This is a genomic window from Streptomyces sp. A0958, from assembly GCF_004795035.1.
Lineage (GTDB): Bacteria > Actinomycetota > Actinomycetes > Streptomycetales > Streptomycetaceae > Streptomyces.
Genome location: NZ_SSBK01000023.1, coordinates 1 through 23,111, shown reverse-complemented (window position 1 = coordinate 23,111; position 23,111 = coordinate 1). Strand labels below are relative to the sequence as shown.

Annotated in this window: 23 protein-coding genes and 1 pseudogene; 3 read left to right on the top strand and 21 right to left on the bottom strand. The window is 72.1% G+C overall.

Annotation, left to right across the window (positions count from 1 at the left end; all coding sequences use genetic code 11):
- Positions 1-73 precede the first annotated feature (73 nt).
- From argF to E6P78_RS21780, 18 genes are all read right to left on the bottom strand, one after another.
- A complete protein-coding gene (argF, locus tag E6P78_RS21865) occupies positions 74-1,078 on the bottom strand; it encodes an ornithine carbamoyltransferase (RefSeq protein ID WP_136205333.1) in 1,005 nt (334 codons plus the stop codon).
- A gap of 95 nt (positions 1,079-1,173) precedes the next feature.
- Complete coding sequence (locus tag E6P78_RS21860) at positions 1,174-2,406, bottom strand: arginine deiminase (protein ID WP_136205332.1); 1,233 nt, start codon at positions 2,404-2,406, stop codon at positions 1,174-1,176.
- Positions 2,407-2,528: 122 nt separating this feature from the next.
- On the bottom strand, positions 2,529-5,342 hold the full coding sequence (locus tag E6P78_RS21855; RefSeq protein ID WP_240799313.1) for a polynucleotide kinase-phosphatase: 2,814 nt from the start codon (positions 5,340-5,342) through the stop codon (positions 2,529-2,531).
- Positions 5,339-6,814 carry a 3' terminal RNA ribose 2'-O-methyltransferase Hen1 gene (locus E6P78_RS21850; RefSeq protein WP_136205331.1) on the bottom strand — a complete coding sequence of 492 codons (1,476 nt, stop codon included), beginning with the start codon at positions 6,812-6,814 and terminating at the stop codon, positions 5,339-5,341. Before E6P78_RS21850 ends, E6P78_RS21855 begins: the two co-directional genes overlap by 4 nt.
- 150 nt (positions 6,815-6,964) lie before the next feature.
- Positions 6,965-7,930, bottom strand: a complete 966-nt coding sequence (mmuM, locus tag E6P78_RS21845) for a homocysteine S-methyltransferase (RefSeq protein WP_136205330.1) — start codon at positions 7,928-7,930, stop codon at positions 6,965-6,967.
- An 85-nt stretch (positions 7,931-8,015) separates the two neighbouring features.
- Positions 8,016-8,939 (bottom strand): LLM class F420-dependent oxidoreductase, encoded by a 924-nt coding sequence (locus tag E6P78_RS21840; RefSeq protein ID WP_136205329.1) that lies wholly within the window; start codon positions 8,937-8,939, stop codon positions 8,016-8,018.
- Between the two features lie 82 nt (positions 8,940-9,021).
- The gene (locus E6P78_RS21835) at positions 9,022-9,567 is read right to left on the bottom strand and encodes a DUF6099 family protein (protein WP_136205328.1); all 546 of its coding nucleotides are present in this window, start codon (positions 9,565-9,567) and stop codon (positions 9,022-9,024) included.
- 124 nt (positions 9,568-9,691) lie between these two features.
- Positions 9,692-10,051, bottom strand: a complete 360-nt coding sequence (locus E6P78_RS21830; RefSeq protein ID WP_136205327.1) for a nucleotide pyrophosphohydrolase — start codon at positions 10,049-10,051, stop codon at positions 9,692-9,694.
- Between the two features lie 78 nt (positions 10,052-10,129).
- Positions 10,130-10,549, bottom strand: a complete 420-nt coding sequence (locus tag E6P78_RS21825) for a cell division protein SepF (protein WP_206307872.1) — start codon at positions 10,547-10,549, stop codon at positions 10,130-10,132.
- Positions 10,550-10,632: 83 nt separating this feature from the next.
- A complete protein-coding gene (locus E6P78_RS21820; RefSeq protein WP_240799312.1) occupies positions 10,633-11,907 on the bottom strand; it encodes a cytochrome P450 in 1,275 nt (424 codons plus the stop codon).
- The gene (locus E6P78_RS21815; RefSeq protein WP_136205325.1) at positions 11,904-12,518 is read right to left on the bottom strand and encodes an ATP/GTP-binding protein; all 615 of its coding nucleotides are present in this window, start codon (positions 12,516-12,518) and stop codon (positions 11,904-11,906) included. Before E6P78_RS21815 ends, E6P78_RS21820 begins: the two co-directional genes overlap by 4 nt.
- A complete protein-coding gene (locus tag E6P78_RS21810; protein WP_136205324.1) occupies positions 12,496-12,849 on the bottom strand; it encodes a DUF742 domain-containing protein in 354 nt (117 codons plus the stop codon). The genes E6P78_RS21815 and E6P78_RS21810 overlap by 23 nt, the downstream gene beginning before the upstream one ends.
- Positions 12,846-13,271, bottom strand: coding sequence for a roadblock/LC7 domain-containing protein (locus E6P78_RS21805; protein ID WP_136205323.1), 426 nt, complete (start codon positions 13,269-13,271; stop codon positions 12,846-12,848). Before E6P78_RS21805 ends, E6P78_RS21810 begins: the two co-directional genes overlap by 4 nt.
- Positions 13,268-14,626, bottom strand: a complete 1,359-nt coding sequence (locus E6P78_RS21800) for an ATP-binding protein (protein WP_136205322.1) — start codon at positions 14,624-14,626, stop codon at positions 13,268-13,270. The genes E6P78_RS21805 and E6P78_RS21800 overlap by 4 nt, the downstream gene beginning before the upstream one ends.
- A 59-nt stretch (positions 14,627-14,685) precedes the next feature.
- Positions 14,686-15,684 (bottom strand): MBL fold metallo-hydrolase, encoded by a 999-nt coding sequence (locus tag E6P78_RS21795; protein ID WP_136205321.1) that lies wholly within the window; start codon positions 15,682-15,684, stop codon positions 14,686-14,688.
- 320 nt (positions 15,685-16,004) lie between these two features.
- Positions 16,005-17,183, bottom strand: coding sequence for a ricin-type beta-trefoil lectin domain protein (locus E6P78_RS21790; protein WP_136205320.1), 1,179 nt, complete (start codon positions 17,181-17,183; stop codon positions 16,005-16,007).
- Positions 17,184-17,351: 168 nt separating this feature from the next.
- Positions 17,352-18,527: a Gfo/Idh/MocA family oxidoreductase gene (locus tag E6P78_RS21785; protein ID WP_136205319.1), complete on the bottom strand. Its 1,176-nt coding sequence runs from the start codon at positions 18,525-18,527 to the stop codon at positions 17,352-17,354.
- A 314-nt stretch (positions 18,528-18,841) separates the two neighbouring features.
- Positions 18,842-19,642: a DeoR/GlpR family DNA-binding transcription regulator gene (locus tag E6P78_RS21780; RefSeq protein ID WP_136205318.1), complete on the bottom strand. Its 801-nt coding sequence runs from the start codon at positions 19,640-19,642 to the stop codon at positions 18,842-18,844.
- Positions 19,643-19,840: 198 nt separating this feature from the next.
- On the opposite strand from E6P78_RS21780, the gene E6P78_RS21775 reads away from it, so the two are divergent.
- Positions 19,841-20,725, top strand: a complete 885-nt coding sequence (locus E6P78_RS21775; RefSeq protein ID WP_136205317.1) for a sugar isomerase — start codon at positions 19,841-19,843, stop codon at positions 20,723-20,725.
- 15 nt (positions 20,726-20,740) lie between these two features.
- The gene (locus E6P78_RS32880) at positions 20,741-20,893 is read left to right on the top strand and encodes a hypothetical protein (RefSeq protein WP_168712675.1); all 153 of its coding nucleotides are present in this window, start codon (positions 20,741-20,743) and stop codon (positions 20,891-20,893) included.
- On the opposite strand, the gene E6P78_RS21770 is transcribed toward E6P78_RS32880, so the two are convergent.
- From E6P78_RS21770 to E6P78_RS21760, 3 genes are all read right to left on the bottom strand, one after another.
- Complete coding sequence (locus E6P78_RS21770; RefSeq protein WP_136205316.1) at positions 20,875-21,423, bottom strand: hypothetical protein; 549 nt, start codon at positions 21,421-21,423, stop codon at positions 20,875-20,877. The genes E6P78_RS32880 and E6P78_RS21770 overlap by 19 nt on opposite strands.
- 196 nt (positions 21,424-21,619) lie before the next feature.
- Entirely contained in the window at positions 21,620-22,021 is a 402-nt protein-coding gene (locus E6P78_RS21765; protein WP_136205315.1) for a zinc ribbon domain-containing protein, read from the bottom strand.
- A 130-nt stretch (positions 22,022-22,151) separates the two neighbouring features.
- Positions 22,152-22,886 carry a TetR family transcriptional regulator gene (locus E6P78_RS21760; protein ID WP_136205314.1) on the bottom strand — a complete coding sequence of 245 codons (735 nt, stop codon included), beginning with the start codon at positions 22,884-22,886 and terminating at the stop codon, positions 22,152-22,154.
- Between the two features lie 109 nt (positions 22,887-22,995).
- On the opposite strand from E6P78_RS21760, the pseudogene E6P78_RS21755 reads away from it, so the two are divergent.
- Positions 22,996-23,111, top strand: a pseudogene (locus E6P78_RS21755) (electron transfer flavoprotein subunit beta); the annotation flags it as partial.

The window sequence follows — 23,111 nt, the reverse complement described above, 5'->3', positions numbered from 1 at the left end:
ATCGGAACCATCATAGGCACTCGCATGCATGTTCACCCAAATGGGTGCATGGGCATGCGGATGCCCGTGCGGGTCAGTCCTTGGCCATCGTCGCCACGAGGACGGCCTTGATCGTGTGCATACGGTTCTCCGCCTCGTCGAAGACGACGGAGTGCGCGGACTCGAACACCTCGTCGCTGACCTCCAGCTCGGTCAGCCCGTGGCGCTCGTGGATCTCGCGCCCCACCCCGGTGCCGAGGTCGTGGTACGCGGGCAGGCAGTGCATGAACTTCACTCCGGCGTTCCCGGTGGCCCGCAGGACGTCCATGGTGACGGCGTACGGCGCGAGGGCGGCGATGCGCGTGTCCCACACCTCCTTGGGCTCGCCCATCGAGACCCAGACGTCGGTGGCGACGAAGTCGGCGCCACGCACGCCCTCGGCCACGTCCTCGGTGAGCGTGACCCTCGCCCCGGACGTCTCGGCGAGCGCGCGGGCCCGCTCGATGACCGTCGCGGCGGGCCAGTAGGCCTCGGGCGCGACGATGCGCACGTCCATGCCGAGCAGGGCTCCGGTGATGAGGTAGGAGTTGCCCATGTTGAACCGGGCGTCGCCGAGGTAGGCGAAGGCGATCTCCTCCAGCGGCTTCGCGCTGTGCTCGGTCATCGTGAGGACGTCGGCGAGCATCTGGGTGGGGTGCCAGTCGTCGGTGAGCCCGTTGAAGACCGGCACCCCGGCGTACGCGGCCAGCTCCTCGACGACCGCCTGGCTGTCTCCCCGGTACTCGATCCCGTCGAACATCCGGCCGAGGACGCGCGCGGTGTCCTTGACCGACTCCTTGTGCCCCATCTGGGACCCGGAGGGGTCGAGGTACGTGGTGGAGGCGCCCTGGTCGGCGGCGGCGACCTCGAAGGCGCACCGGGTGCGGGTCGAGGTCTTCTCGAAGATCAGCGCGATGTTCCGGCCGCGCAGCCGCTGCGTCTCGGCCCCCGACTTCTTGGCGGCCTTGAGCTCGGCGGCCAGGTCGATCAGGCCGCGGAACTCCGCGGCCGTGAAGTCCAGCTCCTTGAGGAAGTGGCGGCCTGCGAGGTCTATGGCCATGGTGACTGCTCCTGGGTCGGGCGGGGGGACGCATACGGTAACCCTGGAACTCTATACGACGCAATGCATCGCTATACAGAGGCTGCCGGCGCTCGTCATACGGCGTCCCGCACCACCGGGCAGCTCATGCAGCGGGGCCCGCCCCGGCCCCGGCCCAGCTCGCTGCCGCGGATCTCGATGACCTCGATGCCCTCCTGGCGCAGGTACGTGTTGGTGGTGGCGTTGCGCTCGTAGGCGACGACGACGCCCGGTTCGACGGCCAGGACGTTGCAGCCGTCGTCCCACTGCTCCCGCTCCGCCGCGTGCACGTCCTGGGTGGCGGTGAGCACCCTGACCGAGTCGAGGCCGAGCGCGTGGGCGATGGCGGTGTGCATCTGCTCGGGCGGATGGTCGGTGACCTTGAGGTCGCGCGGGCCGTCGCCGGGCTCGATCGTGTACGAGCGGAGCATGCCCAGGCCCGCGTACTTGGTGAAGGTGTCGCCGTCGACCATGGTCATCACGGTGTCCAGGTGCATCAGGGCCCGGCTCTTGGGCATGTCGAGCGCCACGATGGTCCGGGCCGAGCCGGCGTCGAACAGGCCCCGGGCCAGCATCTCCACGGCCTGCGGTGTGGTGCGCTCGCTCATGCCGATGAGGACGGCGCCGTTGCCGATGACGAGGACGTCGCCGCCCTCGATGGTGGAGGGGTAGTCGTCCTGCCCCTGGGACCAGTGGTGGAAGGCGCCCGCCTCCGGGCCGGTGAACAGCGGGTGGTGGCGGTAGATCGCCTCGAAGTGGACGGTCTCGCGCTGCCGGGCCGGCCAGCGCATCGCGTTGATGGAGACCCCGTCGTAGATCCAGGCCGAGGTGTCCCGGGTGAAGAGGTGGTTGGGCAGCGGCCCGAGCAGGAAGTCGTCCAGATCCATGACGTGGAAACGCACCGAGGTCGGCTCCCGGTACCGCTCCAGGAACTCCCGCTTGGTCATGCCGCCGACCAGCGCCTCGCACAGTTCGGCGGCGGGCAACTCCTCGAAGGCGGCCCGCAGATGCTCGGTGGCGAGCGGGCCGTACTCCTTCTCCGCGAAGACCCGGTCGAGCACGAGCCGCCGGGCGACGGGGATCTCCAGCGACTCGCGGAGCAGGTCGCCGAAGAGGTGCACCTCCACTCCGCGGTCGCGCAGCACCTCCGCGAATCCGTCGTGCTCCTGCCGGGCCCGGCGCACCCAGAGCACGTCGTCGAAGAGCAGCGCGTCCTTGTTGGTCGGCGTGAGCCGTTTCAGTTCCAGATCGGGGCGGTGCACGATGACGCGGCGCAGCCGCCCGGCCTCGGAGTCGACATGGAATCCCATGCCCACATCCTCACCGCGCGGCGCGCCGTTCACCCGGCGAATCGCCAGCCTGTTCTTCCGTCGCTCGGAGCCGGGGGTCCACCGGCTCCGAACTCGGAGCCGGGGGTCCACCGGCTCCGAACTCAGAGCCGGGGGTCCACCGGCTCCGACTCCAGGGCCAGGACGGCGAAGACCGCCTCGTGGACCCGCCACAGCGGCTCCCCCTCGGCGAGCCGGTCCAGCGCCTCCAGGCCGAGGGCGTACTCGCGCAGGGCGAGCGAGCGCTTGTGGGCGAGGAAACGGCCCCGCAGCCTCTCCAGGTTCTCCGGGCGGGTGTACTCGGGACCGTAGATGATCCGCAGGTACTCCCGGCCGCGCACCTTGATGCCGGGCTGGACCAGCCGGTCCTTGCCGTCCCTGACGAGCGCGCCGAGCGGCTTGACGACCATGCCCTCGCCGCCCCGGCCGGTCATCTCCAGCCACCAGTCGACGCCCGCGCGGGCCGATGCCTCGTCGGCGGTGTCGACCACGAGCCGCCGGGTGACCTGGAGCAGGCCGCTGGGGTCGTGCTCCACCAGCCGGTCCAGCCAGGCCAGCTGCTCGTCGTGGGGTACGGAGGCCAGGGAGCGGCCCCGCACGGCGAGGATCTGGAACGGCGCCAGGCGCACGCCGTCCAGGCCCTCGGTGCTCCAGCAGTAGCGGCGGTAGGCGTCGGTGAACGCGGCCGCGTCCTCGGCCCGGTCCCGCTGCCGGTCCGCGAGCGCGCCCACGTCGATGCCGCGCGCGGCGGCTGCCGCGAGCGCCCCGGTGGCGGCGGGGAACACCGCGCCGGACGCGGCGCCGACCGCCGCGTACTGCGAGCGGAGCAGACCGCCCGCCTTCAGGGACCAGGGCATCAACTCGGCGTCGAGCAGCACCCAGTCGGTGCCCCACTCCTCCCAGAGCCCGGCGGCGGTGACGGCCGCGCGCAGCCGGCCGAGCACGGTCTCGGTGAGCGCGGAGTCGTCCAGGAACGGGCGTCCGGTGCGGGTGTACAGCGCGCCGGTCGGGCCGCTCCCGCCGAGGTCGCCGGTCCCGAAGCGCTCCCGGGCCGCGGCGGCGTCCTTGCAGACCAGGGCCACGGCGCGCGAGCCCATGTGCTTCTCCTGGCACACGACCCTCTCCACGCCGTCCGCCCGGTACTGGGCGAACGCCTCGGCCGGGTGCTCCAGGTAGCCGTCCTCCCGGGAGGTGGCGGTGGGCGCCATGGTCGGTGGGAGGTAGGCGAGCAGCCGGGGGTCGACCGCGAACCGGCTCATCACCTCCAGGGCGGCGGCCGCGTTCTCCTCGCGGACGGCGAGGCGGCCCATGTACCTGGTCTCCACGATGCGGCGGCCCCGTACGTCCTCCAGGTCCAGCGGCCGGCCCTCGCGCCCGCCGGGCGCCTCGGTGACCAGCGGCTTGACCGGCTCGTACCAGACCTGCTCGGCCGGTACGTCGACCAACTCGCGCTCCGGCCAGCGCAGCGCGGTCATCTTCCCGCCGAAGACGGCTCCGGTGTCCAGGCAGATGGTGTTGTTGATCCAGGAGGTGTTGGGGACCGGGGTGTGGCCGTAGACCACAGCGGCGCGGCCCCGGTAGTCCTCCGCCCACGGGTAGCGCACGGGCAGGCCGAACTCGTCGGTCTCGCCGGTGGTGTCGCCGTAGAGCGCGTGCGAGCGGACCCGGCCGGAGGTGCGTCCGTGGTACTTCTCGGGCAGGCCGGCGTGGCAGACGACGAGCCGGCCCCCGTCCAGCACGTAGTGGCTGACGAGTCCGTCGATGAACTCCTCGACCTGCCCCCGGAACCCGGGGTCCTCGGCGTCCACCCGCTCCAGCTGCTCGACGGTCTCGGCGAGGCCGTGGGTCAGCTGGACCTTGCGGCCCTTGAGGTAGCGGCCGAGCTTGTTCTCGTGGTTGCCGGGGACGCACAGCGCGTTGCCGTCCGCGACCATGGACATCACACGGCGTAGGACGCCGGGGCTGTCGGGGCCCCGGTCGACCAGGTCGCCGACGAAGACCGCCGTACGGCCCTCGGGGTGGGCACCGTCCACGTAGCCGAGGTTGCCGAGCAGGGTGTCCAGCTCGGAGCGGCAGCCGTGGATGTCGCCGATGATGTCGAAGGGGCCGGTGAGGTGGCGCAGGTCGTTGTAGCGGCGCTCCAGGACGACTTCAGCGTGCTCGGCCTCCTCCTCCGTGCGCAGGATGTGGACCTTGCGGAAGCCCTCGCGCTCCAGGCCACGCAGGGAACGGCGCAGCTCGCGGCGGTGGCGCTGGACGACGCGGCGGGGCATGTCGGCGCGGTCCGGGCGGGCGGCGTTGCGGGCCAGGCAGACCTCCTCGGGCAGGTCGAGGACGACCGCGATGGGCAGCACGTCGTACTCGCGGGCCAGCCGCACCAGCTCGCGCCGGCTCTCGGGCTGGACGTTGGTGGCGTCCACGACGGTCAGCCGGCCGGCGGCCAGGCGCTTGCCCGCGATGTAGTGCAGGACCTCGAAGGCTTCCTTGCTGGCGCCCTGGTCGTTCTCGTCGTCGGCGACCAGGCCGCGGCAGAAGTCCGAGGAGATGACCTCGGTCGGCTTGAAGTGGCGGCGCGCGAAGGTGGACTTGCCGGAGCCGCTGGCCCCGATGAGCACGACGAGGGAGAGGTCGGTCACTGGCAGGACGCGCGGGGCGCGCCCGGCGGACGCGGTGGGCTCGGTGGACGCGGTGGGGTCGGACGGCTCGGAGCGCTCGGTGAGCACGGTGGGCTCGGTGGACGCGGTGGGGGCAGCGGGGGCGGACGGCCCGGCGGGGCCGGTGGGCTGCGTGGGCTGCGTGGGCTGGGACGGCCCGGTGGGCTCGGTGGGCTCGGTGGGCTCGGTGGGCCTGTTGCGCTCGGTGGGCCCGTTGCGCTCGGACGGCCCGGTGGGGTCGCTGGTGTCGTGGGTCCTGGTCATGCGGCTTTCGCCTCCTTCTCGGTCTCGTCGGTCCTGGTCATCGTGAACACGGCCATCTGGGTGGGCGGGCCCACCTCGGGGTCGTCGGGGCCCACGGGTACGAACTCCACGTCGTACCCGTGCCTGCCGGCCACTTCGCCCGCCCAGTCCCGGAATTCGGCCCGGGTCCACTCGAAGCGGTGGTCGCCGTGGCGGGCGTGCCCGGCCGGAAGGGTCTCCCAGCGGACGTTGTACTCGACGTTCGGCGTGGTCACGAGCACGGTGCGGGGGCGCGCCGAGCCGAACACGGCGAACTCCAGGGCGGGCAGCCGCGCCAGGTCGACGTGCTCGATCACCTCGCTCAGCACCGCCGCGTCGTACCCCTTGAGCCGCTTGTCCGTGTAGGTGAGCGAACCCTGCCGGAGCGTCACCCGGGCGGCCTGCCGCTCCCCCATCCGGTCCAGCTTCAGCCGGCGCGAGGCGATGGTCAGGGCACGCATCGAGACGTCCACGCCGACGATCTCCGTGAAACGCGTGTCCTTCAGCAGCGCCTGCACCAACTGCCCCTGCCCGCACCCGAGGTCCAGCACCCGGCCCGCCCCGGCCGCGGTGAGCGCCGCCAGGATCGCGTCCCGCCGCTGCACGGCGAGCGGCACCGGCCGGTCCTCGGTGTCGGCGCTCTCGTCGACGGCGTTGTCGATGCTCTCGACGTCGAGGTCGTCCGACTCCGCGAGCCGCACCAGCTCCAGCCGCTGCATCGCCTGCCGGGTCAGTCCCCAGCGCCGCGACAGGTACCGGCTGGTGATGAGCTTGTGCTCGGGGTGCTCGGCGAGCCAGCCCTCACCGGCCCGCAGCAGCTTGTCCACCTCGTCCGGCGCCACCCAGTAGTGCTTGGCGTCGTCGAGCACCGGCAGCAGCACGTACAGCTGGCGCAGCGCGTCCGCGAGCCGCACCTCGCCCTCCAGCACCAACCGTACGTACCGCGAGTCGCCCCACTCCGGGAACTCCTCGTCCAGCGGCACGGCCACCGCCTCCACCCGCGACCAGCCGAGCGGCCCGAAGAGCTTCCGCACCAGCTCGGCACCACCACGGGCCGGCAGGGCGGGCGCCTCGATCCGCAGCTCCATCGGGGCCGCGGCCCGCTCGGGCATCGCCTTGCAGGCACCGCTCAGCGCGGACTTGAAGACGGTGCTCATCGCGACGGACAGCAGCGACGAGGCCGCGTAGGGGCGGTCGTTCACGTACTGGGCGAGCGCCGCGTCGGGGGCACCGCCCCGGCCCTTGCCCTTGCCCCGCCGCACCAGGGCGACGGCATCCACCTCCAGGAGCAGCGCCGCTGTGCACCGCTCCTCGGACGCCTCGGGGTAGAAGACGTGCGCGGTGCCGTGGGAGGTGGAGAACGTCTGCGCCTTCTCGGGATGCTTGTGCAGCAGGAAACCGAGATCGGTGGCGGGACGCTCCGGGGTGCCGGTTGTACTGATCGTCAGGAACACGCGTTTGAGTATGGTCCGGTCGGTCCCCTCCCTCCAGGCAATTTCGCCCTCACCCTTGCCCCGCCCCCTGTCCCCCCTCCCCTCCCCTCCCCTCCCCTTCCCTCCCCCGCCGCCCGCCGCCCGCCGCCCGCCGCCCGCCGCCCGCCAATGTCACTCCGGTGTCCGCCCAGGGCCGCCGTCTCCCTCCCCCAGCACGGCGGCCAGCTCCGCGATCGTTGCCGGGCCGACCCGGCAGCAGCCGCCGACCAGCCGGGCGCCGGCCTCCTGCCAGGCCCTGGCCCGGCCGGGGTCGAACGTGGCGCCGCCGGCCCAGCCCCGCTCCGCGGCGTCCCAGCGCTCGCCGCTGTTCGGGTAGACGACGACCGGCTTCCCGGTGGTCTCCGCCGCCGTCCGGACGGCGGCGTCCGCGTCGGCCGGGTCGCAGCAGTTCACCCCGACCGCGATGGCCTGGTCGCACTCCCCGGCCAGGGCGAACGCCTCGTCCAGCGGCTGCCCGGCCCGGGTCCGGCCCCCGGCCACGGTGTAGGAGAGCCAGACCGGCAGCCCGTACTCCCCCACCACCCGCAGCAGCGCCCGCGCCTCGTCCATGTCCGGCACCGTCTCCAGGGCCAGCACATCCGGCCCGGCGGCGGCCAGCGCCTCGATCCGGGGGCGGTGGAAGCGCTCCAGCTCCCGGAGCGTGAGTCCGTAGCGGCCCCGGTACTCCGCCCCGTCCCCGGTCGCCGCCCCGTACGGGCCGACCGAGGCCGCCACCCAGACGTCCCGCTCCACCGCACCGGCCGCCCGCCTGGCCAGCTCCACGCTGCGGGCGAGGAGCCCGGCCGCCTCAGCCCGCCCGATCCCGCGCCGCTCGAACCCTTCGAAGCTCGCCTGATAGCTGGCCGTGATGAGCACCTGCGCACCCGCCCGCACATAGGCCGCGTGCGCCGCCTCGATCTGCCCGGGCCCGTCGACGAGCAGCCGCGCGGACCACAGCGCGTCGGACAGATCGCAGCCCTGCGCCTCCAACTGGTTGGAGAGCCCGCCGTCGAGCAGGACCGTCTGCTCGGCGAGCGCGGCGGCGAGAGGGCGGGACGGCGCCCCGGCCGCCGGGCCCGGACCGCGGGCGGGTGACATCAGCAGCTCCTCGCTCAGGCGTCGCGGGTGTCGCGGGTGTCGCGGGTCACCGCAGACCTCTCCGGTGTCCGGCGTCCCAGGTGGCTCAGGTCAGCTGGGACTGGACCTGCGCCGAGATCAGCTCCAGGTGATCCAGGTCGTCGAGGTCGAGCACCTGGAGGTAGATCCGCGACGCCCCGATCGCCGCGTAGCGGCCGATCTTCTCGACCACTTCGGCGGGCGACCCCGCCAGTCCGTTGGCCTTCAGCTCGGCCACGTCACGGCCGATGACGGCGGCCCGGCGGGCGACCTCCGCGTCGTTCCGGCCGACGCAGACCACCAGCGCGTTGGAGTACACCAGGTCGTCCGCCCCGCGGCCCGCCGCCTCGGCCGCCTCCCTGACCCGGCCGAACTGCTTCTCGGAGTCCTCCAGCCCCGCGAACGGGATGTTGAACTCGTCGGCGTACTGGGCGGCGAGCCTCGGGGTGCGCTTGGCGCCGTGCCCGCCGATCAGCACCGGCACCTTGGCCTGCGCGGGCTTGGGCAGCGCGGGCGAGTCCGCCAGCTGGTAGTACGTGCCGTCGTAGCTGAACGTCTTGCCGACCTCGGTCGCCCACAGTCCGGTGACGATCGCCAGCTGCTCCTCCAGCCGGCCGAACTTCTCCTTGGGGAACGGGATGCCGTACGCCTTGTGCTCCTCCTCGAACCAGCCCGCGCCCAGGCCCAGTTCGACGCGCCCGCCGGACATCTGGTCGACCTGCGCCACCTGGATGGCGAGGACGCCGGGGAGCCGGAACGTGCCCGCCGTCATCAGCGTGCCGAGGCGGATGCGCTTGGTCTCCCGGGCCAGCCCGGCCAGCGTGATCCAGGCGTCCGTCGGGCCGGGGAGCCCGTCGCCCTGCCCCATGCGCAGATAGTGGTCGGACCGGTAGAAGGCGTCGAAGCCGAGGTCCTCGGTGGCCTTGGCGACGGTGAGAAGGGTGTCGTAGCTCGCCCCTTGCTGGGGCTCGGTGAAGATTCGAAGATCCATGCCTCCATCCTGCACCCACGCGCCCCGCTCGTCCCTCTCCCGCCCCCTTCCGCACGCCGCCGCCGTTCCCCGGACGGGCCAGTCATTGGATGCCGGTGATCGGGCCGACCGGGCCGACCGGCCCGTGGGTCATCCCGTGCGGGCCGTCCCGCTCCCTGCCGCGTTCCAGGTCCTCCCGCTGCTCCCGGTCCCGCTCGTCCAGCAGCCGGAGCATGCCGCGCACCCGGTCCGTCGACTCGTCGGCTGCGTCGATCGCCTCCATGCACTGCCAGTACAGGCTCTGTTCGTCGGTCTCGCACGCCACCCCGACCAGGGCTATCCCCACCTCTCCGAGCAGCGCGCCCAGGCCGGTCAGGGCCGCGCGTGGATCGGCGACCTCGGAGAGGTGTGCCGCGCGGGCGACCCCGGCGCGTGCCGCCGGGTGGTCCAGCGCGCCGCTGCTCCGGCCGCCGATCTCGCTGAGGGCGCGCGCCTCGCCCCGTAACTCCTTGGGGCCGCTCGCGGCCAGCCGGCTGCCGACCGCCTGCGCCAGGGCCTGGGCCTGCCAGGCCTCGGCGATGATGTCCGGTGTGCCCCGGCTCTGTGCCAGGGCCTGCCTGATGACCGCTACCAGCCGCTCCGCTTCCATCGACTGCCCCCGTTCGACGCGAAAACCCGCTCACCACTTCATTACCCACAGTGAGGGCGGTGGTACCGAAAGGCCAGAGGATTTCGGAAATCTGTGGACACTCAATCGAGTGTGGATAAATCGATCACTCCGAAGAGTGACGATCTTCGCGTGCCGCTGACCCCGGAACCGGAAAACGCCCCTCGTTCCGCTCGATCTTGGCCGTCAGCGCCGCCAGTACATCGATACCCAGCACCTCGCAGAACTGGAGCAGGTACGCGAGCACATCCGCGACCTCGTCGGCCACCCTGGGCGCGGTCGCCGGGTCCTCCATCACCCGTGCCGACTGCTCGGGCGTCAGCCACTGGAAGATCTCCACGAGTTCGGCGGCCTCGACGCTCAGCGCCGAGGCCAGGTTCTTCGGGGTGTGGTACTGCTCCCAGTCGCGTGCGGCCGCGAAGGCGGCGAGCCGTTGCTGCAGGGCGCGTACGTCGAATTCCGTCACGGCACCAGGTCTACCAGCCGCCCCGGCCGCTCATCGGACCGGGACGGCACCCCCTCGTACAGGCCCCGGGGGCAGGCCCTAAGCCCCCGGTACCCCCGCCGCAGTCGTGCCCTCGACCTCCATGCCGACGGGCGACAGCAGGAAGACGTTGCGGTCCACCCGGTGCATCCCGCTGCCGAGGCCGAAGACGACGCCGCTGGTGAAGTCCAGGACGCGCTTGGCCACATCGCCCTCCGCGCTCGTCAGATCGAGCAGCACCGGCACCTGGGCGACCAGGTATTCGGCGACCTCGCGGGCGTCGGCGAACACCTGGACCCGCAGTACCACCATGCGCCGCTGCTCGGCGCTCTCCCCCTCGTCCGGGAGGGTGTGGTGATCCACCCGGGAGGGCCACTCGTTGCGGCTGCGCAGCGGTACGACCTGGGCCAGCCCCTCCCACTGCTCGTCCGTGACGTCGTACCTGTCGTACCTGCTCACCGGACCACTCCGTCCGCACATCGGTCGGCGTTGTGCCGGCTGCGCTCACTGTTCATCGGGCGATTGTCCCCTCCCTCACCCGTTCGGCCTACGAGCGACACGGCTCAGGAGTCGATCGACGCCGCCGGAATCATGCCCTGGGTTCCTGCGGGAGCGGCGGGCGGGCTTGCGGTCACCGTGGTGTCGAGCGGGGTGAACCGGATCGGCAGGTGCGCCAGCGCGCGGTGGAACGGTCCGGGCCGCCACAGCAGTTCGGCGGCCGGCACGGCCAGTTCCGCGTCGCACAGGAGGCTGGTGACCTGTTCGATGGCCGTCATCGCGATGAGCAGGGCGGGCTGCTTGGCGGGGCAGCGGTGGGGCCCGGCCGACCAGGACAGGTGGGCGCTGGCCCCGGAGCGGACCCCGTCGTCGGAGACGGGCGGGACGGACTGGGTGTTGGCGGCCGCGTAGGAGACCAGGACGAGTTGTCCGGCGCGCAGCCGCACCCCGTGGAACTCGGTGTCGTGGCGCGGGTAGTGGGCCGCCAGGTTGGCGAGCGGCGGGTCGCGCCACAGCACCTCGTTGATCGCCTCGTGGGCCGTCATCGCGCCGCCGTGCAGCGATCCCGCGTACCGCTCGTCGGTGAGCATGTGGAGGATCGCGTTGCCGATGAGGTTGGTCATGGGGTCGTTGCCCGCGCTCATCACCAGGGAGATCTGGCGCACGGTCTCGTCGTTGTCGAGCCCGGCCGGGTGGGCAAGGAAGTACGAGGTCAGGTCGCGGCGCGGCCTCGCGCGCCGGTCGGCGACGAGGCGGGTGACGACGTCGATGAGGTCGGCGTACGCGGCGGCGGCGTCCTCGGCCGAGTTCATCATCCCGGCGATCCCGTCGACGATGCGTTCGCCGTCCTCGGGGTCGGCGCCGAACCAGGTGACGAAGATGTGCATCGGGAGCCGCCGGGCGTACTGGGCGATGAGGTCGCCGCTCCCGGTGGCGGCGAACCTGCCGATCAGCTGCCGGGCGACGCGGGCGACCTCGGCGCGCAGCACGTGCGGTTCGATCAGGGCCAGGCTGTCGTTGATGGCCTCGCGGTAGCGGGCGTGCACCGCGCCGTCGCTGAACAGGGCGGTGGGGCGGTGGCCGAGCACGGGCAGCACCGGTGAGTCGGGCGGAATGGTCGCCTGCCAGGCGCGCGGGTCCTTGCTGAAGGTGTGGGTGTCGCGCAGCAGGTCGATGGCGGCCTGGTAGTCGGTGACGAGCATCGCCTCGACGTCGGGGGCGATCCGTACCGGTGCGAGTGGGCCGTGCTCGCGCAGGGCGCGGTAGTGGCCCTGTGGGTCGGCCGCGAAGGCGGGGCCGAACAGCGCGAGGGGCCGCGGCGGCGGTGCGTACGTGGTCATGAGGCGTCCTCGGGCTGCGGCATGCGGGTCAGCACGTGTTCGGCCAGTGCGATCAGGGCGTCGATGCTGCCGCGGCGCTCGCGCGCGTCGCACTGGATCAGCGGGGTCGTGTCGTCCAGGTCGAGGTGCTTGCGCAGGACCTCGTCGCTGTGCGCGGGGGCGTCGGGGAAACGGTTCACCGCGACGGCGTACGGCAGCCCCTGCTCCTCGACCATGTCCATGACGGGGAAGGAGTCGGCGAGCCGCCGGGTGTCGACCAGGACGAGCGCGCCGAGCGCGCCCCGGGCGATGTCCTCCCACAGCGGCAGGAACCGCTCCTGGCCGGGTGTGCCGAACATGTACAGCACCAGGTCGTCCGGTACGGTCAGGCGCCCGAAGTCGATGGCGACCGTGGTGGTGGTCTTCTCGGGGAGCCCGGCGGTGGAGTCGACCCGCGTGCTGGACTGGGTCATCGCCTCTTCGGTGTGGAGCGTGGCGATCTCCGAGAGGGTACGGATCAGGGTCGTCTTGCCCACGCCGAAGGGACCCGTGACGACGAGTTTCATCAGGGTCCGGGCGGCGGCCGGCAGGTAGCCGACGCCGGTCCGGTCAGGGCAGGGAGCGGAGTCCAACGAGCAGCCTCTCGACGAGCGACCGGTCGATCTCCCCGGCACTGGGTATCGGCGGTCGGGTGAGCAGAAGTCCGGTGGCCGCGAGGTCCGTGGCCAGGAAGACGGTGGCGCTGACCGGGAGGTCCAGATGGGCCGCGCACTCGACGACGGTGAGCGCACCCGGTTCCAGCAGGGCGCAGAGTCTGCGCGCTTGCGTTCCGGCGTCGTCGGGTACGGCGGCGTCGGTGCGCACGAGGACGGCGAGCCGGTCGAGCGCGGGGCCGGCGGGCCGGGTCCGGCCGCCGGTGACCAGATAGGCGGGGATCAGACGGCGTGCTGGGCCGGGGGTCATGGCCGGGTGGCGGTGTCCGGCTCGCGGGCGGCTGCGTGCATCGCCCGGGTGAGCGCGGTGACCTGCACCTGCATCTGATAGGCGATGTCGCCGAGTTTGGCGCCGGGTTCGGCGAACAGGGCGAGCGTCGTGTTGCGTCCCGCCGGTACGACGATGGCGAAGCCGAGGTCCGATTCCACGACCGTCTGGGCCAGTTGCGGGGCCTCGACGTCGGTGAAGGCGGTCGTGAAGGCGCGGGCGGCTGCGTGCAGCGTGGCGGTCATCGCGGCGACCCGTTCGCCGGAGGCCCGGTCGAGGCCGGGTGACGCGCCTTCGACGAGGCCGTCACCGGTGGCGACCACGGCATGCTGGACTCCGGGCAGTTCCAGCAGCGGGGTCAGCACCCATGCGAGGTCGCCTGAGGTGGGGCTGGGGGCGCTCACGTCTCGTCGTCTCCTTGGTCGTCCTGGTGGTCGTGGGCGCCGGTGTCCGGTGCGGGGTTCCGCCCGGTGACGCTCCTGCCGTTGAGGGTGCCCTGCTGGAGGGCCGCCCAGGAAGCCCCGGCCGCTTCCGGTGTACGGGGCACCTGTCCGGCGGACGGCTCCGGGGCCTTGGCGGCGGCCGTCGCGGGCGTACGGCGCGGTGCGCGCCGGCGCCGGCTGGGCAGTTCCGTGGGCTCGGCCGGGCTCTGCGGCGGTGCGCCGGCCCCGGTCCGGGCGGCGGTGGCCGATTCCGCCGGGGCGGCGGCCGATACGGGCGCCGGGGCGAGGGCGGAGAGGTCGCGGTCCTCGTCCAGCACGGTCAGCAGGTGGGCGGGGACACGCAGCATCGTGCGCATCCCGCCGAACGGGGATGCCTCGATGTGGCAGTCGAAGCCGTACTGCACGACGAGCCGGCCGACGACCGCGAAGCCGGTCTGCGGCGGGTCGCCCAGCTCGGTCAGAAGCACCACGGAGGGGCCGGCGAGCAGGGCGCGGGCCCGCTCCAGCGCGTCCTCGTCCATGCCGATGCCCGCGTCGTCCACCACCAGGAACGCGCCGCGGCCACCGCTCTGCTGGATGGTGACCTGGACGTCGGTGTCCGGGTGGGAGTACGCGGTGGCGTTGGCCAGCAGTTCGGCGAGGGCGATGGCGAGGGGTTCGGCGGCCCGGGCGGCGAGGGCGAGCCGTTCGTCGCGCAGGTGGTTGGCGACCTTGATCCGTTCGTAGCCGGCGACCCGCGACTGGGCGCCGAGCACGATCTCGACCAGCGGGGAGTTCTGGCGGGCGAGGCCGGGCCAGGCGTCGCAGAGCACGGCGGTGGACTGGGTGCGGCGCAGCGCCAGTTCGTTGCGGAAGTCGAGCTGGAGGATGCGCGGGTCGTCGTACTCGTGCTGGAGCTCGTGCAGCAGTTGCTGGGACTGGTTCAGCAGGGACTGGATCTTGGCCGATGTGCCGCGCATCGCCGCGCGGGCCGCGGCGTCGACGCGCCCGCGCTCCTCCAGGACGGCGGTGCGCGCGGCCTGGACGGCCTCGGTGAGCAGGAGGGCGGCGCCGCCGTCGACCTCGGTCGCCTCGCGCAGTCCGGGGACCGTGGCGCTGGGGTGGGAGAGGGCGAGGGCGGCGGCGGGTATCCGCTTGCGCGCGAGCTGCCGGATCTCGTCCAGGAGGGCGGCGGTGCGGGCCTCGGCGGCCTTCGCCTGGCGTTCGGCGAGTTCGGCGCGGGTCACGGCCTGCTGTTCGAAGAGGCCGGCCCGGTACGCGCGTGAGGCCGCCACCACCGCGAGGACGACGGCGATCACTGCCACGATCCATGCCATGCCGCTACCGCGTTTCTGTCGTCGGGTCGGTCCGCCGGCGCGCGCGGCGGACCGTGCGGTCAGCCGGCTCTGCCTGCCGTCTCACTGGCCTGCTCCACTTCCTGTGCGACCGTGGCGACGTCGGTCATGACCTGGACCACGCTGGGCCGTTCGGAACCGTCGAGCTGCCGGTACTCGCTGCCGATGGTCACCACCAGCCGCTCGGGGAGCCCCAGGCCGGGGTAACGCCCTTCGGCGATGACCCGGCGGGCCGCGTCGATGGACGGCACACCGGCGGCGTGGAAGGCGTGGGCGCGCTCGCGGACGTATTCGAGGTAGCCGATGTGCTCCCGCACCCCGGCCCGGTCGAGCACGGGGCCGTGGCCGGGGACGACGGTCTCGGCGCCGGTGGCCAGCACCTGTTCGCAGGCCCCGATGATGTTGCTCAGCGGGCCTTCCCAGTGGATCGGGTGGTCGCCGGGCTGCTCCGGGGACGACGAGAAGATGATGTCGCCGCTGAACACGACGGACTGGGCGGGCAGGTGGACCATCAGGTCGCCGGTGGTGTGCGCGGGTGCGAGCGAGGTGATCTGTACGGGGTAGTCGCCCAGGCTCAGTTCGAGTTCGCCGGTGAAGTAGGTGGTGGGGCTGACCGGTTCGGTCTGCGACCAGTCGAATGGGCCGAAGTGCCGTCCGAGGTAGGAGCCGAGCGGGGTGGACCGGTCGCCGCCGGTGACGAGCGCGTGCTGCTGTTGCGGCGAGGGCTCGTAGTGGATGTGTTCCCTGGCCTCGCGCGTCACGATGATCTCGGCGTCCGGGAGCACGCCCGCGCCCCAGAAGTGGTCGCCGTTGGCGTGCGTGACGATCACCCGGTCGACGCAGACGCCGGCGGGCAGCCGCTTGGTGCTCTCGGCGAGGAACTGGCCCGCCAGGACCGGATCGTACGGGGTGTCGATCCAGAGCGCGCCTCGGGGCGAGACCAGCAGGCCGCAGTTGGCCAGCCCCCAGCCACGCTTCGGCGGGAGCCATGCGTACAGGCCCCGGCCCAGGTCAACGATGTCCCCAACCGTGATCGACATGGACGCGATTATGCCGACCACTTTCCGGCCGTGCGTTCGAACCCTGTCATCTGGGCGCGCGATTGGCGTGAAACAGCCCTTGACCCGCCTAGGAGGTCACCGGCCGGTGACCGTACGAGAGCAGGCGGACCGGTCACCGTACGGCATTTTCCGGATGTGACGGGAGGAAAGGCGCGGGTTCGGCCGCCTCCGTCACCGGCACGCGACAGGTCGCCGTCAAACCGGAAGTGGCCGATTACCCACCGAGCATGGCCGAAAACAGCCGCCACAGCTCCCCGGCGGAACCGCGCGGGGCGGGCCGCCGCCGGGGAGCTGTGACCCTAGGGGACGTTCCACTGCTGGTTGGCGCCGCCGGCGCAGTCCCAGAGGGCCAGCGCGGTGCCGTCCGTGGTGTCGCCACCCGGGACGTCGAGGCAGCGGCCGGACGCCTTGTTGACGAGGGTGTGCGCACTCGTGCTGTACGTCCGCTGCCGGGCCGTGTCCGTCACGGCCCCGCCCGCCCCCGTACCGGCGCAGTCACGCACCCGTACGGCCGCGCCGTTTCCGGTGCCGTCGGCGGTCAGGCAGTGGTCGGACGGCAGCCGCAGCGTGCCGTCGGCCGCCCGCACCCAGGCCTGGTTCGCGCCGCCCGAGCAGGGGTGGATATCGGCCACCGCCCCGTCCGCGACGCCCCCGAGGGCCTCCAGGCACTTGCCGGCCTGCCCGGTCACCTCGCCGCGCGCCGAGTTGCCGATCGCCAGGTTCTGGACCGTGGAGTCGGCGGAGACATCGGTCCGGGTCATCGACGCGCAGGCGTTGTCGCTGCTCGACGTACCGGAGACCGAGGCGGTGACCGTACCGCCGTTGCCGGTCGGCACGCCGAACCGGGCGTCGCTGAACGGCTGGTCGTAGCAGGTGGCACGGGGGTCGTTCCACTCGAAGTACTCGGTCCAGTCGACCATGCCTGTGGGCGAGACGGCGGTGGCGGGGGTCTTGATGGAGCCGAGCTTGTACGAGGCGCCGGTCGCGGTGTCGGCGACGGTGGCGCCGAACCAGCCGTCGCCCTCGGCGGCCACCTTGAACGTGTAGCGGTGGCCCGCGGTCCAGTCGAGGTTCATCCGGCAACTCATGCCCTCGCCCTCGCCGCCGAAGGCCAGGCACCAGCTCCCCTCGGAGCCGTTCCTCGCCTCGGAGACGTCCCAGACGGAGAACAGGAGCGTTCGTTTCGAGCCACCGTTGGACTGCATCCCGAGGTAGGCGCCGCTGCCCCGGTCGAAGCCGAACTGATGGCTCCAGAAGACGTTGGCCCGGTATCCGGGGTCGTGCTGGACGGTGGTGGACCAGGTGACGTCGGTCAGGACCGGGGCGCAGGAGAAGGCGTAACCGGTGTAGGTGCCGGGAGTCGTGCCGAGCTCCACGGCCTGTGCGGGAGCGGCCGTGCCGAGCAGCGCGAGAGCGGCTGCCGCGGCGGATGCGGAGGCGGAAGCGATGGCGGTGCTGAACAAGTGGCGCAGTCTCATGCGGTGCACCTGCTTCTGGTGGGGGGAAGGGGTCCTTGCTCCTGCACGCACCGGCTCCGGCCGTCCGGCCGGGCGGGCCCGGACGGCCGGAGCCGGTGCGTGTCGTGCGGTGAAACCCTCCGGAGCAGGGTCGTGGGGGCCTTGCTCCGGTCTTTCCCGGTCAGGTCCTCAGGAACGGACCTGGCCGCCTTCGAAGTACGCGACCAGCTCCGCGTCGAGGGCCGGCACCTCGTGGGGCGCACCGCCCTCGCGCAGGGAGCGGGTCGCGAGGACACCGGCGGCGACGCTCATCCGGGCGGCGACCGGGGAGGTGTCGGTGACGCCCCCGTCGCGCACGAACCGGCAGAACTCCTCCATGATCCGGCCGTCGCCGCCACCGTGGGAGCCCTTGGCCTCCGGAACCCGGTAGGTGATGTCGGCGTCGGCGCGGTAGCCGCTGGGGCCGGTGTTCCAGACCTTGACCTCGTCACCGGGGCCGTCGCCGAAGTTCTCCAGCCGGCCCTCGGTGCCGATGACCGTGTAGTTGCGCCAGTAGTCGGGGGTGAAGTGGCACTGCTGGTAGGCGGCCACGACACCGTTGTCGAGCTGCATGTTCATCACCGAGACGTCCTCGACGTCCACGATGTGGTGCAGGTCCTTGCGGGCGGTGGGCGGCCAGTCGAACTCGCGCAGCCAGTTGTCGGGGCGCGGGGTGTCCGGCGCGCGGCGCGGCAGGCCCCCGTAGACGAGCAGGTCGCCCAGCGCGTTGACGCGCCGCGTGTAGCCGCCGGCCAGCCAGTGCAGCACGTCGATGTCGTGCGCGGCCTTCTGGAGGAGCAGACCGGTGGTGCGGGTCCGGTCGGCGTGCCAGTCCTTGAAGTAGTAGTCGCCGCCGTAGCCGACGAAGTGCCGTACCCAGACGGCCTTGGGCTCGCCGATGTCACCGCGCGCGATGATGTCGCGCATCAGCCTGACGACACCCATGTGGCGCATGTTGTGGCCGACGTAGAGCCGGGTGCCGGTCTCGTACGCGGCGCGCAGGATGTTGTCGCAGCTCTCGACGGTGATGCCGAGGGGCTTCTCGACGAAGACCGCCTTTCCGGCCCGCAGGGCGTCGACGGCGATGGCCTCGTGGGTGTCGTCCGGGGTGGCGACGACGACCGCGTCCAGGTCGTCCCGGCCGAGGAGGAGCTTGTAGTCCTCGACCGCGATCTCGGCGCCGAAGTGCTCGGCCTCGCGCCGGCGCACCTCCGGGTCGAGGTCGCAGACGGCGGTGATCGCCGATCCCTTCCCGGGGTGGTGGGCCGACATCGCGATGGACCGGCGCAGGCCGAGCCCGATGACACCGAGTCGCAGGTCTGACACGGGAGTCCCTTCTAGGTGGTGCGGGTCGTGCGGGCGGAGACTACTTACCTGCCGGCGGCGCATCGGACTCGGCTCACCGGCGAGCGACGCCTCGAACTCGGCGCGACTGGACGTAGGCGCCCAGGGGCCGCTGCTCCTACGCGGCGACATACACATAGTTCACGACCGCGCACCCGGATGGCAAGAGTTGTTCGTTTCTCGGAGTTAATGAACATCTACGGGCAGGCAGTAGCCACTTCACGGGGTTGCGCACGCAGAACGGCGGGCCGCCGCACACGGGTGTGCGGCGGCCCGCCGTGGGTGAGGGGGGCGGGTCAGACGGCTACGACCGTGACGCCGGCCTCCGTGAAACGGGCGGACGCCTCGGGCGCGATGCCCCGGTCGGTCACCAGGAAGTCGACCAGAGCGAGGTCGCAGACCCGCGCGAACGCCCGCTTGCCGATCTTCGAGGAGTCGGCCGCGACCACCACACGCTGGGCCTGCTGGGCGAGCAGCCGGTTGATGCTGGCCTCGCCCTCGTGGTGCACGTACGCGCCGCGTTCGGTGTCGATGGCGTTGACGCCGAGGACGGCCACGTCCAGCGTGATCTCGCCCAGCACCCCGCTGGCCAGCGGGCCGGTCAGCTCGTACGACTGGGGCCGGGCGACCCCGCCGGTCACCACGATCTTGATCTGCGGCCGGATCACCAGCTCGTTGGCGATGTTGAGGGCGTTGGTCACGACCGTCAGCGTCGGCTGCCCGGCCGCCCCGCCCGCACCCTCGCCCACCAGGTCCGAACGGACGGCGAGCGAGCGGGCGACCTCGGTGATGGTGGTGCCGCCGGTGAGCCCGACCACCTCGCCGACCGCGACCAGTTCGGCGACGGCGCGGCCGATGGCCTGCTTCTCGGGGGCGTTGCGCCCGGTTTTGTAACGCAGGGCCAGCTCGTAACTGACGCCGTGGGCGACCGCGCCGCCCCTGGTCCGGGTGAGCAGTTGCTGCTCGGCGAGCTGGTCCAGGTCCCGCCGGATGGTCGCGGCCGACACGTCCAGCGTCTTCGCGGCGTCCTCGACGTCCACCCGGCCGTGCTTACCGACGAGTTCCAGCAGTGCGTTCCACCGGGAATCCCTGGACAAGAGACTTCTCCTTCACAGGTCCGGGCCTTGTGCGCCCATCCCCTTGGACGCGATCACCGGACAGGGCGCAAGCGTCGCACAAGGCTCCGGCGAGTCAAGTCCTCTGCAAGGCCACTGCAAGGGAAATGCTTGATACTGCTCACACATCGCGGGTAGCGTGCGTAAACGAGCATCCCATCCCCAGTACGGAGTGCAAAAGTGTCATTTGTCGAGACCGAGATCGCCAGTCAGCCGGAGTGCTGGCGCCGCGCCGCGGAGCTGGCCCCGAGTCACGCGGCCGTGCTGCCCGCACCCGGCGAGCGCGTCGCCGTGGTCGGCTGCGGCACCTCGTTCTACATGGCTCAGGCATACGCCTCGCTCCGTGAGGAGTCCGGGCAGGGCGAGACCGATGCCTTCGCCGCGTCGGAGTTCCCCGCCCGCCGCCGCTACGACCGGGTCGTGGCGCTCACCCGCTCCGGCACGACGACCGAGGTGCTCGAACTCCTCGGCTCGCTGCGCGGGACCACGCCCACCGTGGCCGTCACGGCCGACCCCGAGACCCCGGTGATGACCGTCGCGGACGCGGTCGTCGTCCTCGACTTCGCCGACGAACAGTCCGTCGTCCAGACCCGGTTCGCCACCACACTGCTGACGCTGCTGCGCGCCCACCTCGGCCTGCACACCGACGCGGTCGTCGGCGACGCGGAGAAGGCGCTCGCCGAGCCCCTGCCGGAAGGGCTCGTGGACTGCACCCAGTTCACCTTCCTCGGCCGCGGCTGGACGGCCGGCCTCGCCAACGAGGCGGCGCTGAAGATGAAGGAGGCCTCGCTCTCCTGGACCGAGTCGTACGCCGCGATGGAGTACCGCCACGGCCCGATCAGCATCGCCACCGACTCCACCGCCACCTGGATGTTCGGCACCGCCCCCGAGGGCCTGCGCGAGCAGCTGCTGGAGACCGGCGCCCGCTGGGTGGAGAGCGACCTCGACCCGCTGGCCGACCTCGTCCGTGTCCAGCGCCTGGCCGTCGCCCGCGCCACGGCCCGGGGCCTCGACCCGGACAGCCCGCGCCACCTGAGCCGTTCGGTGGTCCTGGCGGACGCCTGAGCGACCGTCGGCCGCATGGACCTCGTGGAACGCACCGTCCGGGTGCCCGCGCCCGCCGGCGCGGGCGCCCGGACGGGCTTCCACGCCGCGCCCGCGCACGGCACCCGGCCCGGGGCGCCCGTCCTCGCCGGGTCCGGCCCGAGGGCCGGTCAGGACTCCTCGAAGTAGGCGTCCAGGACCGCGTCGAAGCCTTCCGTCCACTCCTTGAGATTGCTGCGGGCCGCCGCCTCGACCTCTCCGTTGAACCAGCGCTTGGTCGACAGGTGGACGGTGACCGTGAACCTGCGGCCGAAGCGGGCCGGCTTCAGTTCGACCGCGCCGATCTCGTCCCAGCCGAAGTCGGCCTGCTGGTCGTCCAGCGTGAACCGGACGCCCGCGCGGCCGGCGGAGATCGAACCGCGCCGGTCGCTCACCTCGAACGAGGGCCCGTCGGCGGCCTCTTCCCCGTTCTCGTCGTTCTCGGCCTCCTCCTTCTCGACCTCCTCGACCTCCTCGTCGTCCGCCGCCGGCCCGTCAGTGGGCTTCGCGTCGTCGGTCGCCGGCTCCGTGACGGCGTCGGCGACTGCGGGCTCCTCGGTGCTCTCCGGCTCCTCCTCCGCCGTCGCGGCGGGTCGGGGGACCGTGAGGCCGGGGATGTACGCCGGGTCGGTCCCTGCGGCGTACGCGGGCTGAGTGTTCGGATCTATGCGCTGCTCCACGGCGGGCAGTATGGCCGACGAACCTGTACGGGGCCAGTAAGAGCGTGTCGAGGGGCGGGCCCGGCTGCCCGGCCCGCCCCTCACCCGAAGGTCGCCGCGCCCCGTGTCAGCCGGTGGTGCAGACCTCGTCGCCCAGCGCGAAGGCGGCCGGGGCCCGCGGCGAGCCCCGCATCCGCGTCAGTACCGGGCGGCTTCCTCAGTACCAGCCGGTGGAGCCGGGCTGGTCGCAGAGTTCGAGCACCACTTCGCCGGCCTCGGAGGTCCTGCCGCCGACGGGCCGGACCCGGTCGCCGACGTTCACGAGGTGCGGGGCCGCGCCCACGATGCGGCACCGGTAGACGAAGCCCTCGGGAAAGCGGACCAGGGACTCGTTGCGCATCACCCGCGAGTAGCGGTTCACGACGTTGGAGCGCACGACGACGCCGTATCCGTCGCTGTGTTCCGATTCGAGGTCGCTCGACGCGCAGACGGGACACAGGAGTTTGCGGAAGGAGGCCGTGCCGCACCACCGGCACACCTGGTAGACCAGCCCCTCCCGGCTGTGCGGCTGAACTGCTTCGCGGGCCGGCGGCCCCACGTCGATTCCGGTACTGAACACGTTCCGCCTCCCGCGCTCGACTCGGTGCGCCGCACCCTCGGCGACGGCACACCGGCACCGTATGGCACTTAGTTCCATGAAGTAAAGGCACTGAGTGCCGCGAAGAGGTGATGTGGCTCTCGTCGCGCCGTCACGCGCCGCCGAGCGCGGACTCGATGTGCTGCACCACGCGCCACATCGGCGCCCCCTTGCGCGCGACCATGACGATCACCTCGTCCTCGCTCACGGGCGCGGGTGCCGGCGCCGATGTGACGGAGCGTTCGTCCGCCTCGCTCCACACCGCGCGCACGAGTTCCAGCGCCCGGTCCACCTCCGCCCCCGCGTCCCCCACACCGCCCGAACGCAGCCAGGACCGCAGCCCGTTGTTGTGGGCCGCCACGACCGATGCCGCGATCACCTCGGCCCGCAGCGCGGCGTCCGGTGCGGCATCCGGGTCCTCGGCCCATCGCCGCTCCAGGTAGCCGGCGAGGGTCCGCTCGTAGCGGCGCACCACGGAGAGTTCGTAGGTGCGCAGTCCGGGCACCTCCCGGGTGAGCCGGTAGCGCTGTACGGAGAACTCCGGCTTCTCCGCGTACATCCGCAGCACCAGGCGTGCCGCGTCGCACACGGTGGCGACCGGGTCGCCGTCGTCCGCGGCCGCGAGGAACGCGGTCATGTCCGCGAGGCACCGCTCGTGGTCGGGGAAGACCGCGTCCTCCTTCGAGGGGAAGTAGCGGAAGAACGAGCGCCGCCCCACCCCGGCCCTCGCGACGATGTCGTCCACCGTGGTCCGCTCGAACCCGCGCTCCATGAAGAGCCCGAAGGCCGCCTCGGCGAGCACGTCACGCATGGGGGGCTTCTTGGCCGGTCCGCGGTCATCGGTCATGCCGGAAACGTAACACCGAAAGCACCTCGCCGACACTGGGTACCTTTACGAAGGGTACTGAGTGCCATAGGATTCCCGCAGGACACCACCAGGTACAGGGAGAGCCGGCGTGAGCTTGAGGATCGTTGTCTGTGTGAAGTACGTGCCCGACGCGACCGGTGACCGGCATTTCGCCGATGACCTGACGTTGGATCGTGAGGATGTCGACGGTCTGCTGTCGGAGCT

Coding starts and splice junctions, on each gene's coding strand:
- E6P78_RS21810 (WP_136205324.1), bottom strand. CDS start 12,849: ATGACCCCCGGCCCAGCACGCCGTCTGATCCCCGCCTATCTGGTCACC.
- E6P78_RS21825 (WP_206307872.1), bottom strand. CDS start 10,549: ATGTGCGGACGGAGTGGTCCGGTGAGCAGGTACGACAGGTACGACGTC.
- E6P78_RS21820 (WP_240799312.1), bottom strand. CDS start 11,907: ATGACCACGTACGCACCGCCGCCGCGGCCCCTCGCGCTGTTCGGCCCC.
- E6P78_RS32880 (WP_168712675.1), top strand. CDS start 20,741: ATGGACCTCGTGGAACGCACCGTCCGGGTGCCCGCGCCCGCCGGCGCG.
- E6P78_RS21760 (WP_136205314.1), bottom strand. CDS start 22,886: ATGACCGATGACCGCGGACCGGCCAAGAAGCCCCCCATGCGTGACGTG.
- E6P78_RS21800 (WP_136205322.1), bottom strand. CDS start 14,626: ATGGCATGGATCGTGGCAGTGATCGCCGTCGTCCTCGCGGTGGTGGCG.
- E6P78_RS21835 (WP_136205328.1), bottom strand. CDS start 9,567: ATGGAAGCGGAGCGGCTGGTAGCGGTCATCAGGCAGGCCCTGGCACAG.
- E6P78_RS21790 (WP_136205320.1), bottom strand. CDS start 17,183: ATGAGACTGCGCCACTTGTTCAGCACCGCCATCGCTTCCGCCTCCGCA.
- E6P78_RS21860 (WP_136205332.1), bottom strand. CDS start 2,406: ATGGGATTCCATGTCGACTCCGAGGCCGGGCGGCTGCGCCGCGTCATC.
- E6P78_RS21855 (WP_240799313.1), bottom strand. CDS start 5,342: ATGACCAGGACCCACGACACCAGCGACCCCACCGGGCCGTCCGAGCGC.
- mmuM (WP_136205330.1), bottom strand. CDS start 7,930: ATGTCACCCGCCCGCGGTCCGGGCCCGGCGGCCGGGGCGCCGTCCCGC.
- argF (WP_136205333.1), bottom strand. CDS start 1,078: ATGGCCATAGACCTCGCAGGCCGCCACTTCCTCAAGGAGCTGGACTTC.
- E6P78_RS21840 (WP_136205329.1), bottom strand. CDS start 8,939: ATGGATCTTCGAATCTTCACCGAGCCCCAGCAAGGGGCGAGCTACGAC.
- E6P78_RS21795 (WP_136205321.1), bottom strand. CDS start 15,684: ATGTCGATCACGGTTGGGGACATCGTTGACCTGGGCCGGGGCCTGTAC.